Below are 12,349 nucleotides of genomic sequence, written 5' to 3'. Positions count from 1 at the left end.
TAATACTAATTTTAGTATTAGAGACCCTTATGTTGCAGCGCTTTCTTACTAACCCATACAGGAATGCATTCCTGAACCTGTTTCTCCTATTCTTTTTGCTCCTATCCGGGGTGGGGAGAAGTTTTGGGCAGGGGCCGTTGACCGTGACGGCGACGGCGACCAGTGCCTGTGCGGCGCCTTCCACGATCGTTGTGACGGCTACGGGCGGGGTGCCGGGGCCCGGGGGTTATCAGTATTCCGTTGACGGGAGTGCTTATCAGCCTTCCAATGTATTTCCCAATTTTACCGGGCTTGGGGCGCATACGGTGTCAGTGTTGGATGCGAGTGGTAATCCGGCGACGACGATTACTTTGACGATCGATTGTATCACCTTTATTCCGGTGGGGAACAGCGCCGCGACCTGTTTGAGTAACAACGGCAGTCTGACGGTGGATCCGACGGGCATCCAATGGCAGGATGCGGCCCTGAACCACTATGTAGGCGGAGGGGGGCCCTACCAGTACTCGATCGATCACGGCGCCACCTGGCAGACGAGCCCGACTTTTTCGAACTTGTATGGTAACACCGTTGCCTACGATGTTTGGGTGCTCAACGGCAATCATACGATCGGGATGGCGACGGCAATCGTTGGGAATCTTGGCGGCGCGACGGTGGTGCCGGTAGCGACAGATGCGGGTTGTCCCAACAACGACGGGACGGTGAATGTGACGGCGATGGGTACTGCGCCGCCCTTTACTTATAAACTGAATGACGGGTCGTTTGGGCCGAAGACAAATTTTACGGGGCTGGCGCGGGGGGATTACATCGCGTATGTCACGGATGGTAATGGGTGCGTGACGCAGGCGCCCGTGACCGTCCAGCAGAACAATACCCTCGTGTTGACGACGGGGCCCGATGTGACGATCTGCGAGGGACAGCATACGACGCTGGGGGCGGCGAGTCCCAATGGGGTCTCTTATTCCTGGACGCCCGCGACGACCTTGAACAATCCGGCGGTGCTGAGCCCGGTGGCGAGTCCCCGGTCTTCCACGACCTATACGCTGGTGGCGACCTGGGGTGCTTGTACGCAGACGGGGACGGTGACGGTGAATGTGAACCAGGCGCCGGTGGCGGATGCGGGGGTGGGGGATACGACGTGTTATGGGCGTTCGACAGGGCTTATGGGAAGTGCGACCGGTGCGGCACCCTTTTCTTACCGATGGAGGCCTACGACGTTTCTGAATAATTCGGTGACGGCGGGCCCGACGGTGGTACAGCCGACGGCTTCGACGACCTATCACCTGGTGGTGACCGATGGCAATGGATGCAGTTCGCTCAACGATGCGGCCGCGACGGTGTTTGTGACGCCGCCGCCGCAGCTTTTTGCGGGTAACGATACGAATGTGGTGGCGGGGCAGCCGGTGCCGCTGCATGCGGAGGATGTGATCGGGAGCGGGTTTGTAAGCTATCAGTGGACGCCGGCGGAGGGCCTTGACAACTCCCTTGTCCAGGACCCGCTGGTGATCGCGGCGGGCGCGACGACGACCTATATTGCGACGGGGACGACGGCGGCGGGGTGTATGGGGACGGACTCGATCACGGTGAAGGTCTATACGACGGGCGATATCTATGTGCCGAATGCGTTCAGTCCGAACCATGACGGGCATAATGACGTGTTGCGGGTCATCGCTCCGGGTATAGCGTTCCTTAAAATGTTTGCCGTCTATGACCGATGGGGGGCGCAGGTGTTTGCGACGTCGAATGTGGGGATTGGCTGGGATGGGACGCGTGGCGGGCGGGAGCTGGCGCCGGGGGTGTATGTGTGGATGGCGGTGGGGGTGGATTTTCAGGGGAGGTTGGTGGAGAGGAAGGGGACGGTACTGTTGGTGAGGTAGGGAGCGCGTTAGGGACAGAAGTGGAAAGCCCGGAGACCGACAGAGGAGGTCGAGGACTTGGAACGGATGGCCCGCCCGGCGCGCCGGGGAACGCCCAACAGATTATCTTTGCGGGATGTTAGGAAAGTTAGCAGGTTGGGAGGATACGATCGTCGCGGTGGCGACGCCGCCGGGGGTGGGGGCAATCGGCGTGATCCGGGTGAGTGGGTCAAAGGCCTTCGAGATTGTGGGTAAGTTATTCCCTTCGAAGGACTTAGGTGTGCAGGCATCGCATACGATGCATGTGGGTTTGCTGAAGGAAGGGGAGGAGACGCTGGATGAGGTGGTGGTGGGACTGTTTCGCGTGGGTCGCAGTTTTACGGGAGAAGATGTGATCGAGATCTCCTGTCATGGGAGTCCTTATATCCTTGGGCGGGTGGTGCAGGCCCTGGCAAAGGGGGGTGCACGACTGGCGAAGGCCGGAGAGTTTACCCAGCGGGCCTTTTTAAACGGCCGGCTTGACCTGGCGCAGGCCGAGGCGGTGGCCGATGTCATCGCCAGCAATACTGCCGCGAGTGCGCGTACAGCGCTTCATACTATGCGTGGCGGATTTTCACGGGAGCTTCGGGAGTTGCGGGAACGGCTGATCAGCTTTTCCGCGCTGATAGAACTGGAGCTCGATTTTTCCCAGGAAGATGTGGAGTTTGCGGATCGGACTGCGCTATATCGGCTGATCGCCGAGGCGGAGACGATGACGGCGGCGTTGCTGGCGTCGTTCCGGCTGGGGAACGTGATCCGCAACGGGGTTTCTGTCGCGATCGTCGGGAAGCCGAATGCGGGGAAGTCGACGCTGCTGAATGCCTTGCTGAATGAGAACCGGGCGATCGTTTCGGAGATTGCGGGGACGACGCGGGATACGATAGAGGAGATGTTGAATATCGATGGGGTGCTTTTCCGATTGATCGATACGGCGGGGATCCGGGAACATACTTCCGACGTGATCGAGCAGATTGGGGTTGGGCGGAGTCTGGAGAAGATGGAGCAGGCGGATATCGTGGTTTATCTTTTTGATGTTTCGACGGAGGATGCGGGTGCGGTTGGGGGGATGAGGGAGGAGTTGGTGAGGAAGGGGAAGAATTTTTTGTTGGTGGGGAATAAGATGGATGCGGTGGATGCGGGGGGACATACTACGGGGGGACAGGGTTATTCGGGGGGACAGGGTGAGGGGGGACAGAGTTTTTCGGAGGGACGGGATGCGGGGGGTCGGGGTTCGGCGGGAGACGGTGGCGGGACACGGGCTGCGGGGGCGTTAGATGCCGGGAAGGATTTGTCGGGGGAGACTGCGGCGGGCGGCGGTTTGCGGGGACAGGTTTCGGGAGTTCGGGCTGTTGTGCGGTTCCCAGAGGAGGTGTTGATCTCGGCGCGAGAGGTTAGACATATCGATGTGCTGAAGCAGCGGTTGGTGGATCTGGTGTTGCGGGGGGCGGCAGCGGGTGAGGGGACGATCGTGACGAATGCGCGGCATTATCATGCGCTGCAGTTGATTGCGTCGTCGCTGGGGGTGATACGCCAGGGGCTGGATGAGTTGTTGCCGGGGGATCTGCTGGCGTTAGATATAAGGCATTGTTTGCATTATCTGGGGGAGATAACGGGGGAGATCACGACGGAGGATCGGTTGGATTATATCTTTTCGAAGTTTTGTATTGGGAAGTGACCCGGCGGTATTTGCCTAGCAACCGCCTTTGCGAGGGACACGTTTGAAAATTACTTTGCCATCCTGTTCTACATATTCGCCCCAGACTATTGGGTATGAATACTTGGGCGCGTACGATACGGTATGGCTTCTTATAATTATTTTGTCGTTAACCTTCAGGCTTTGCAATTGCTCAAGTTGAGACTCTTCCGGTTCAAATTTTACAATGTAATCGACACCGTCAATCCTGGCCATCACGCCGAAACCCAATCTTGATCCTGGCGGAAGAGAAAGAGAGGTTATAATAGCCTCCATACTGGTAAAAGTATTTAAATGCCCCTTTATTTTAGCAGCACCGGCGTACACTTTTTTACCTGCGGGAGACGCTTCCCATTGTTTAAACTTTACACCTTCAGGGCTAGCCTCCCATTTTTTCATTTCGGCTTCCCTTTCGGCAGCAGTGAGCGGCTTTACGGCGGGCTTCTTAGACCTTTCATTGTTGATTCCGCGATTGGCAAGTACCAGCCCGCTTACCACAACCAGCGGTAAGATCAGCAAATAAATAGCTTTTTTCATATTTTTTATGTTTTTTAATCCTGTCGAAATTTGATTCAGCGAAGTTATCTTGATACCTTTCTTTGCGGGTATTTGGATTGTAAATAAAAATGTAACCTTTGTAAATAAATGGTAAAATGGTATGTTTTATAACCGAAATCTGCTTTCCAGGAAACGCAAATACCTGTGGGGGTTGATATTATCCCTGCTTATCTCCATAATATGCGTGGCTTTCAGTATGACCAGCAGTGACGACTTTGATATCGCCAGGAGGGAAGTTTTGCTTCGGAGGATAGGAGATGAACTACTCACCCAGTCGGGCGACGGTAAATCGAGGGTGCTTCCGGTAAAAAAGATCGCCGAAAATGAATACCGGATCAGCTTTGAGAATGAGCTCACTTTTCAACCGGACTCCCTGATGAGTACTACCCGGCGTTTGTTGGCCAAAGATCCCCTCGCAAGTGATTATGTTGTTACTGTTCTGAACTGTAGCAACTCCAGTGTAACCTATGGATACGCTATATCCAATAATAAAAGAGATGATATTGTAGCTTGTAGAGGAAGAGTGCAGCCCAAGGGATGTTACATGGTGGACATTAAATTTAAACCGACAGGAAAAAATATAGCAAAGAATGGATTTTTGATAGGCAGTTTGCCATTTTTAGCATTTATTGGTTTTATATTTTTTAGGTCTGCTAAACCGCGTCGGACTTTAACTGATGGTCAGATTACTGGTGTAGTCACTTTGGGCTCAATGTTGTTCGATGAAAAAAATCGTACCCTCATAATAAATGGAAAGACCATTGATCTCACCGGAACCGAAACCCGTGTGTTGCACATCTTTACATCTTCTCCTAACAAGACAATAGAGAGAAGCAGGCTACAAAAGGAGATATGGGAAGATAAAGGTGTTATAGTAGGCCGCAGTCTTGATATGTTCATATCAAAACTCAGAAAAAAACTGGAACCTGATCCCAATATTTCCATTGTTGTTATACGTGGCAAAGGATATAAGCTTGAAATTAGCTGTTAAGGAGCTATGGCGCAGTTAGCGTATTTGGCGAGGTTGTCTTTGACGAGCTGCTTGCAAGACTGGAAGCTTGGATTTAATAGTATTTTGGCGCATATGGAGTCCATGCGCCCGCATCCTTTTTTTCTTTCGGTATTCCTGATGAGTCAAGCGTTTGAACGGTTAGGGAAACCAAAAGACCCGGCACGAGAGAACAAACGATAGATGCTCTTTTCAGGATTAACGGTTTAAGGTTCCAGGAAAGGTAGGCCTTTTCACAAATCGGCGCCTCCGTAAAAACACCTGATTTATCTCATCCCCTCCCCCGGGTGCGCAGACAAAAACTTGGCCACACCAATATTATGTTTAAATTTAATATCGCCTACCCCAATTTTATTAACTCTAAAACTTAAAATCAATGAGATCTTCCAAATTGGTCAATCCATTCCTCTACGTCGGGCTGGTCATCTTCCTCGCCTCCTGTGGATCCGCCGCAAACGAAAAAACAACCGCCACAGACTCCACCGCTACGGCAGATTCGGCGGCAAAGGCAAAAGCCGCAAGCACCATTCTTACGACACCGCAAATGATGGTCGTCGTAACGCACAAGGTAGCTGATTACGCCAAATGGCTGTCCGCCTATGAAGCAGATGACCCGCAACGGTCGGCCGCCGGATTACACAAGTATGTCATTGGCCGGGGTCTGGTAGACTCCAATATGATCCTGATCGCCATGAAGGCCGATGATTCCGCCAAAGCCCTGGCCTTCGGAGATTCTCCCGGCCTGAAGGAAGCGATGAAAAAAGCGGGCGTAATTGGCGCCCCAACGCATTACATGACTACTGCAATATGGCAGGATACCTCGATAAACAAAACAGCGCTCCGTTCCTTCACCTCGCTTACGGTCAAAGATTGGAATGCCTTTATAAGCACCTATGAAGCCAGCAGGCAGGAGCGTATCGATAATGGTCTCATGGACAGAGTTATTGGACATGACATAGCCGATAACAAAAAAGTAATCCTCGCGATGGCCCTCACCGATACCGCCAAGGCCTTCGCTTACTACAAATCAGATGCAATTAAGAAAAGAAGAGAGGAAGGCGGCGTCATCGGGCAACCCAGCAGGCTTCTCTACTGGATTGTAAAAAGGTACTAAACCCAACCGCTCAACAAGCAAAAAAAGAATGAGGCATATGCTTCATTCTTTTTTTGGCCACCCAGATGTGCAAATTTTATGACAATTTGACTTACATTGTCGGCGCCATGCATCCCAGGATATCTCAAATACATCTACTTCTTTTCTTTGTCCTTTTGCTGACTGGCTTCCGAATAGCAGAACCGGCAAAAGCAGTCCCCTCACCACCGCCGGAGATCAGTATTATTACCGATGTCGCGCCCGGGCCTGTCGCGCTGTACGGGTTGGAACGACTAACCAGCATGTTGACCTCCCGGCAGATCACATTTGAAACCTTATCCGAGCCCGCCCGCGCGAGGGGCAGATACTTGCTGGTCGCCGGCTTGTCCAATGGACGGGGCACCGCCGCCCAATGGTTAAAAGCGGCCGGCCGAAGTCCCGCCCGGACAGCAGAAGCCCTTTTGTTATGGCATACTATCCGTCAGCAGAAACCGGCCCTTGTCATCAGTGGATATGACGACACCGGCCTGATGTACGCTTTACAGGAGACCACCCGGCACATCCGGCTGGGTACAAACACCCGGATGGCGCTCGACTCGTTAAAAGACATTAACGAAAAACCTTCGATCCATACCCGGGCGGTTTCCATTTATACGATGAACCGCGCTTATTGGGAAAGCCGGTTCTATGACGAAAAGTATTGGTCTCGCTATCTGGACGAATTGGCCGAAAATCGTTTTAATTCCCTGGTAGTGGTCTTTGGATATGAGAATGGGGGCTTCCTGGCGCCCTGCTATCCTTACTTTTTTAATGTCGACGGTTATCCCGGTATCCGGATGACGGGTCTGAGCGAAACGGAACAACAACGCAACCTGATGGCGATCAATCGGCTGATAGCCATGGCTCATCAACGGGGTATTCGGTTTACCGCCGGCATCTGGGACCATATCTATAGAGGCGGTGTACAGGGAGGAGGCATCCCCGGCAATGAGAAAGCACCGGATCATCCCGTACCCGGGTTGGTGTGGGGTGTTACCGCTGATAATCTCACAGCATATACAAAAGCGGCTTTAGCAGAATTCATCAGGCAGATCCCGGTAGACGCTCTCCAGTTCAGGATGCATGGAGAGTCTGGCCTGAAAAAGGAAGAGGAGGAGTCGTTCTGGGCAGATGTGTTCAAGATGATCCGCCAGGTAAAGCCGGATCTGCAGATCGATATGCGGGCCAAAGAACTTCCTCCCATCGTCATTCGAAGCGCCGTCAGCACGGGTATCCGGTTCAGGATCGCCACCAAGTTCTGGATGGAACAATTTGGGCTGCCTTATCATCCTACACGCATCAATCCTGACAAAAGCTATCTCCGGCACAGCTACGGCGACCTGCTTCGCTATCCGAAAGAATACAATATGGCGTGGCGATTGTGGAATGGCGGCACCAATCGCGTGCTGTTGTGGGGTGACCCTGACTATGTCCGTCGTTTTATGAAAAGCGTGCACCTGTATGATGGAGACGGATTCGAGATCAATGAGCCGCTTGCCACCAAGATGGAGGCCCAGCCGCACGACGCCGTGCCTTTTGAGCTGCTTCAACCACAACATCGTTATTATGATTATGAGTTCCAGCGGTATTGGCACCTCTTCCAGGTCTTCGGACAGATCGGCTATAATCCCAATACATCCTCCGAAAGCTGGGACAAAGAATTCGAAGCCCGTTTTGGAAAGATGACGGGACCGCTCATTGAACAAGCATTGCACCGGGCGAGCGGCATATTACCTCGTATCATCGCCTCCTGTTACCCTTATAGCTATTTCCCCATGACGCGAGGCTGGGCCGAAAAACAACGCCTGGGTGATCTCCCAACCTATGCGAAGGCCGAAAGCAGCGATCTTTGCCAGTTTGCCGATTTTGACGACGAGGCCGGTCTTTTGCTGACAGGAGAGGAAACAGCGCGAATCAGGCCCGCTGAAAACAGTCAATGGTTCGCACAGGCCGCCAGGGATATACAGGCATTGACCAATCAGGTAAAGAAAAAAGGCGACTTGGTAAACAAAGAACTCGGTTCAACCCTTGCCGACCTGGGCATTTTATCCAATCTGGCGCTTTACCATGCTCGCCGGGCCCCGGCTGCGGTCTACTATTGTCTGTATCAGCGTACCCGCGACGTGTCGGCGCTCGATTCAGCCATTGCACACGAACGCCTGGCCATCGATGCCTGGCGGCAGATCGTGACTTCGGCTTCGGATTACTACAATGATAACCTGCAAATGGGCGTGTCCGTTGCTGATCTTTGCGGGCACTGGAAGGATGAGCTGGGCAAGTTGGAAGACGGCTTACAAAAATTGCAGCAGCAACGTCTGGACGCCGATCCCGCCGCGATGACGGCAAAAGCACCACCGTATAAAATGGCTCCCGCACAGCCGTTTGACGCTCTGTTCAAGGTGGAGCTGCAGACTCCCGGCGAAGCACCGGCCAAAAAGTCTGTCAACATTCGCCTCAACGCCTCGGCGCCACGGGGCATTAAGTGGATACGCCTGTTTTACCGTGCCGTCAACCAGCAATTGGAATACAAACACCTGCCGATGGAACGGAATGGCAGCACGGGAGAATACCAGGCTATCATCCCGGCTTCCGACATCGATCCTGGGTATGATCTGATGTATTATATCGAATTGATGGATAAATCCGGCCGTGGCCGGATTTATCCCGATCTGAATAAGGAGACGCCTTATAAAATAATTAAACTCATTCGTCATTAGCCCGGTTATTCTCTCCGGAATTTCACCTTGCTGTTGATATTTTGCGCTATTTTCATTCCCTGTTTGGCGCCTTCTTCCACCGCATGACGGGTATGAATCCCACCGTACACTCTCGAGATCGCAATAGCATTGGCAAATTCAGAAAACGATTTGTAGGAATAGCTCCCCATATCCTCTGGCCCATTTCCCAGATCAACCAGTTGCCCCTTATAAGTGCTGTTGGTAAAAGGCACCTTGTCACCGAAAATGGTATTCAACGACTCAGCAAATGCCGCGGCAAAGGTCGCATGGTTTGCCGGAAAATCAGGATGAGGTGGCGTGACGATAAAAGGCTTCCACCAGGTAGCCGGATCGCTGGATGGCTCTATCACCCTTCGAATAAACTGAAAGGGGCGTTCCTGCATGAAATGGAATTTTGCTTTCATGGAGCCAATAGTGGCATCAAACAGGCTCATACCGGTCTTGGCATAAGCAAATGCGGCAATATCGAGTGCCGGATTTTGTTGTTCCAGGATTTGTTTGAATACAGGAATATAGCTGGCTCCGGAGGGATAACCATTTACGGCTGGATCATCATAATATTTGGCCAGACGCTTTTGATCATAACTCAGGTTTTTCGAGACGTCATAAATCTCCTTAAAATCCTTGTAATAAGGAGAAGTTATATCTGCATCGTTATAGGCATAAGGCACGGAGGTTACATTGTCGATACTGCCGGCAACCATGGAGCGCGTATCACCCCAGTAAGCAAGCCCATTGGCAATCGTAGGGTTATTGTTTTCCGGCCACCAACGACCTGGACTGTGATCGGTAAGCACTAAAGCCGGCCAGGCAGTCCATGGATGATCTGAAGTGGACCAGGTAAAGACCGCTTCGGCTACAGCTAATCCGAAGGCTTTTGACCGTTCAAAGATGGCAGTGTCGCCGATTTCCTTTGCATAGCTTACATTTAATTCATCTTCAAGTTTCTGCACCGCGTCGGTCGTTGCAGGAGTAAAGGTGAATAGTCTCCTCGTCATTTCAGCCAAAGCGGCATTGGCACAGGTTGGCCAGTGATAAGCCTTTCCCGGTTCCGTTTGGGGCATTTGGGGCATTTCATTTAGTTGGCCGTAGAGACTTTGATAAGTGGGCATGCCGGGCACCACGGCTTCGTATGCGGCTACGCCACAATAAGCCATGTATCTGCCGGCATTAACTCCATAAGAAACAGCAGGAGAATACAACAAAGGCAATTGAACGCCCAGCCATTTCTTTATGACATCCGAAGAAAAAGTCTTGGTCTGTTGGTTGTGACTGTTGGTTTCCGGGTTTCCTTTCCGGCACGAAAAAGTCAACAATGATGCAGTTGCAATCAGCAACAGGGCATAGGCGATTTTTTGTTTCATTGATTGGTGTTTTAAGTTTAGTTAACAAGCGCAAAATAAAAACAGCTTTGTCAACGATAAATTCTAATCGCCTAACAGATTTGTTTGTTGGAAACAAGGCAGTTAAAACAGGCTAATGGCTTTCGGAAGAGAAAAATGCTGTTTGTCTGCAATTGACTGTCGTTTGTCTATTTTACATTCAGGTGAAACGATCATTTGGTTTAATTGCTTAAATTGTGAATATGATCAAAACAAACGAGTTTATCTTTTCCTCGAAATACCGGGTGATCCGGCATCTCTTGTTTTGGTCATTATGGCTGTTGAGCTGGGCCTCCTTCCTGACCATGATATGGCCGCCATTTACTGATCACCTCATTCGCATCTCGCTTTGGATTCCGGTCTTTATGGTCTTTAGTTATCCTATTTCAAACATCGCCATTCCAAAGCTGCTGATGAGAGGCAAATACGGGGTATTCCTCGGCGCAATCGTTTGCTGGCTTGCGGTCGGCTGGTTCCTGACCGGCTTTTTTCTTAGGTATATAGACGCTCCTTTGCTGGATCGGATGCAAATGCCCCATGGGGATGATTATGCATGGCAATGTTTCCTATGCGTTTTGACCACCTCGGCTTGCTTCTCCTCTCTATCGCTTGGGAAACAATGGTTATTGAAGCAAAAAGAATTTCTGCACGCGCAACAGGAAAAAGTAACAGCCGAGTTGCAACTGCTGAAAGCACAGGTACATCCGCATTTTCTATTTAATACGCTTAATAATATCTATTCTTTTTCTCTCGACAGGTCACCAAAAACGCCTGAACTTATTTTGAAATTGTCATCGTTGCTTAGCTACATGCTTTATGATTGCAAGGCCGAAGAAGTGAGGCTGGAGAAAGAAGTGCAGATCATGAGAGATTATCTAGATCTGGAAAAAGAACGCTATGGCGATACATTGGAAATATCATGGATGGTGGAAGGCGATATCAGGGACGTTTTCATATCGCCCTTGTTGATGCTTCCTTTTCTGGAAAATGCTTTTAAGCACGGCGCTTCGGAGCAAATTGAAAAACCCTGGATGGGAGTGGATATATCTGCGACGAACGGTATATTAAAATTCAAGATCGCCAATAGCAAAAACGAATATATATCGCACAGCAATAATGGCATCGGCATCAACAATGTAAAAAAGCGTCTCGAATTTCTTTACCCTGGAAAATATGAACTGAAGATAAATGACGAGGGAGATTTCTTTGCAGTTTCATTAATGATTAAAATGAGCGGCAGTATATCGGCTTTTACGATGCCGCATCCCCCTCCCGTAATCGCTCAAACTATGACCTCATGAAGCTTCGTTGTCTGCTTATAGATGATGAGCCTCCGGCATTGAAGGTGCTGGCGAAATATATTTCTTCCCTTGATGACATGGAAATTGTTGGCCAGTGCAGAAATGCAATTGAGGCTTTGGGGGTATTGCGGAATAAAACAGTTGATGTTATTTTTCTGGACATTAAAATGCCCCGGATCATCGGTACCGAATTTCTAAAAAACCTTTCCCATCCCCCCAAAGTAATTTTTGTTACGGCATATAGGGAATATGCAATTAATGGTTTTGAATTGGATGCAGTGGATTATTTGGTTAAGCCTGTTTCCTTTGAACGTTTTTTTAAAGCCATCACCAAATTAAACCGGATGATGGGCCGTGAAATGTCTGTAACCACAGTAAAAGAAACGCCGGACCCGGCTGCTTTTATTTACCTGAAAGTGGACAGGGATATGAAAAAAGTTTTTGTGAATGAAATTGAGTACATCGAAAGCTGGAAAGATTATGTAAAGATTTTTCTTACAGGTGACAGGCATTTTCTGGTAAAACGTGCCATCAGTGTAATTGAAAATATTTTGTCCGATCACAAGTTTATCCGGGTGCACCGATCGTACATTGTTTCCCTCAGCAAAATTTCCGGTTATAATGCATTGGTGGTGCAAATAGGA

At 50.5% G+C, this 12,349-nt stretch carries 9 protein-coding genes; 7 read left to right on the top strand and 2 right to left on the bottom strand.

Annotated features, from left to right (window positions below; translation table 11 throughout):
• Positions 1 to 29: 29 nt before the first annotated feature.
• Together VGM48_RS25360 and mnmE are read left to right on the top strand one after the other, a co-directional pair.
• On the top strand, positions 30 to 1,874 hold the full coding sequence (locus VGM48_RS25360) for a gliding motility-associated C-terminal domain-containing protein (protein WP_331583881.1): 1,845 nt from the start codon (positions 30 to 32) through the stop codon (positions 1,872 to 1,874).
• 115 nt (positions 1,875 to 1,989) lie between these two features.
• Complete coding sequence (gene mnmE / locus VGM48_RS25355; RefSeq protein WP_331583879.1) at positions 1,990 to 3,567, top strand: tRNA uridine-5-carboxymethylaminomethyl(34) synthesis GTPase MnmE; 1,578 nt, start codon at positions 1,990 to 1,992, stop codon at positions 3,565 to 3,567.
• 15 nt (positions 3,568 to 3,582) lie between these two features.
• On the opposite strand, the gene VGM48_RS25350 is transcribed toward mnmE, so the two are convergent.
• Complete coding sequence (locus VGM48_RS25350) at positions 3,583 to 4,122, bottom strand: hypothetical protein (protein ID WP_331583877.1); 540 nt, start codon at positions 4,120 to 4,122, stop codon at positions 3,583 to 3,585.
• Between the two features lie 217 nt (positions 4,123 to 4,339).
• Between VGM48_RS25350 and VGM48_RS25345 the strand changes: the two genes are divergently transcribed.
• The 3 genes from VGM48_RS25345 to VGM48_RS25335 all read left to right on the top strand — a co-directional run bounded on the left by VGM48_RS25345 (position 4,340) and on the right by VGM48_RS25335 (position 9,001).
• Entirely contained in the window at positions 4,340 to 5,134 is a 795-nt protein-coding gene (locus VGM48_RS25345) for a winged helix-turn-helix domain-containing protein (RefSeq protein WP_331583875.1), read from the top strand.
• 394 nt (positions 5,135 to 5,528) lie between these two features.
• A complete protein-coding gene (locus VGM48_RS25340; RefSeq protein ID WP_331583873.1) occupies positions 5,529 to 6,266 on the top strand; it encodes a hypothetical protein in 738 nt (245 codons plus the stop codon).
• A gap of 155 nt (positions 6,267 to 6,421) precedes the next feature.
• Positions 6,422 to 9,001, top strand: a complete 2,580-nt coding sequence (locus VGM48_RS25335) for a hypothetical protein (protein ID WP_331583871.1) — start codon at positions 6,422 to 6,424, stop codon at positions 8,999 to 9,001.
• Positions 9,002 to 9,006: 5 nt separating this feature from the next.
• On the opposite strand, the gene VGM48_RS25330 is transcribed toward VGM48_RS25335, so the two are convergent.
• Positions 9,007 to 10,386: a vanadium-dependent haloperoxidase gene (locus tag VGM48_RS25330; RefSeq protein ID WP_331583869.1), complete on the bottom strand. Its 1,380-nt coding sequence runs from the start codon at positions 10,384 to 10,386 to the stop codon at positions 9,007 to 9,009.
• 221 nt (positions 10,387 to 10,607) lie between these two features.
• Here VGM48_RS25330 and VGM48_RS25325 point away from each other — a divergent pair, with 221 nt between their 5' ends.
• Both VGM48_RS25325 and VGM48_RS25320 read left to right on the top strand, forming a co-directional pair.
• Complete coding sequence (locus VGM48_RS25325; RefSeq protein WP_331583867.1) at positions 10,608 to 11,705, top strand: sensor histidine kinase; 1,098 nt, start codon at positions 10,608 to 10,610, stop codon at positions 11,703 to 11,705.
• The coding region (locus VGM48_RS25320) for a LytTR family DNA-binding domain-containing protein (protein WP_331583865.1) at positions 11,702 to 12,349 on the top strand (648 nt) is incomplete at its 3' end. The genes VGM48_RS25325 and VGM48_RS25320, both read left to right, overlap by 4 nt.

The organism is Puia sp. (assembly GCF_036500295.1).
Classification (GTDB): domain Bacteria; phylum Bacteroidota; class Bacteroidia; order Chitinophagales; family Chitinophagaceae; genus Puia.
This window is presented reverse-complemented; position numbering and strand designations above follow the sequence as displayed.

Bases quoted from the DNA above. Each gene is read 5' to 3' on its own strand.
- VGM48_RS25325 (WP_331583867.1), top strand. From the start codon at position 10,608: ATGATCAAAACAAACGAGTTTATCTTTTCCTCGAAATACCGGGTGATC.
- VGM48_RS25360 (WP_331583881.1), top strand. From the start codon at position 30: ATGTTGCAGCGCTTTCTTACTAACCCATACAGGAATGCATTCCTGAAC.
- VGM48_RS25340 (WP_331583873.1), top strand. From the start codon at position 5,529: ATGAGATCTTCCAAATTGGTCAATCCATTCCTCTACGTCGGGCTGGTC.
- VGM48_RS25345 (WP_331583875.1), top strand. From the start codon at position 4,340: ATGACCAGCAGTGACGACTTTGATATCGCCAGGAGGGAAGTTTTGCTT.
- VGM48_RS25330 (WP_331583869.1), bottom strand. From the start codon at position 10,386: ATGAAACAAAAAATCGCCTATGCCCTGTTGCTGATTGCAACTGCATCA.
- mnmE (WP_331583879.1), top strand. From the start codon at position 1,990: ATGTTAGGAAAGTTAGCAGGTTGGGAGGATACGATCGTCGCGGTGGCG.
- VGM48_RS25350 (WP_331583877.1), bottom strand. From the start codon at position 4,122: ATGAAAAAAGCTATTTATTTGCTGATCTTACCGCTGGTTGTGGTAAGC.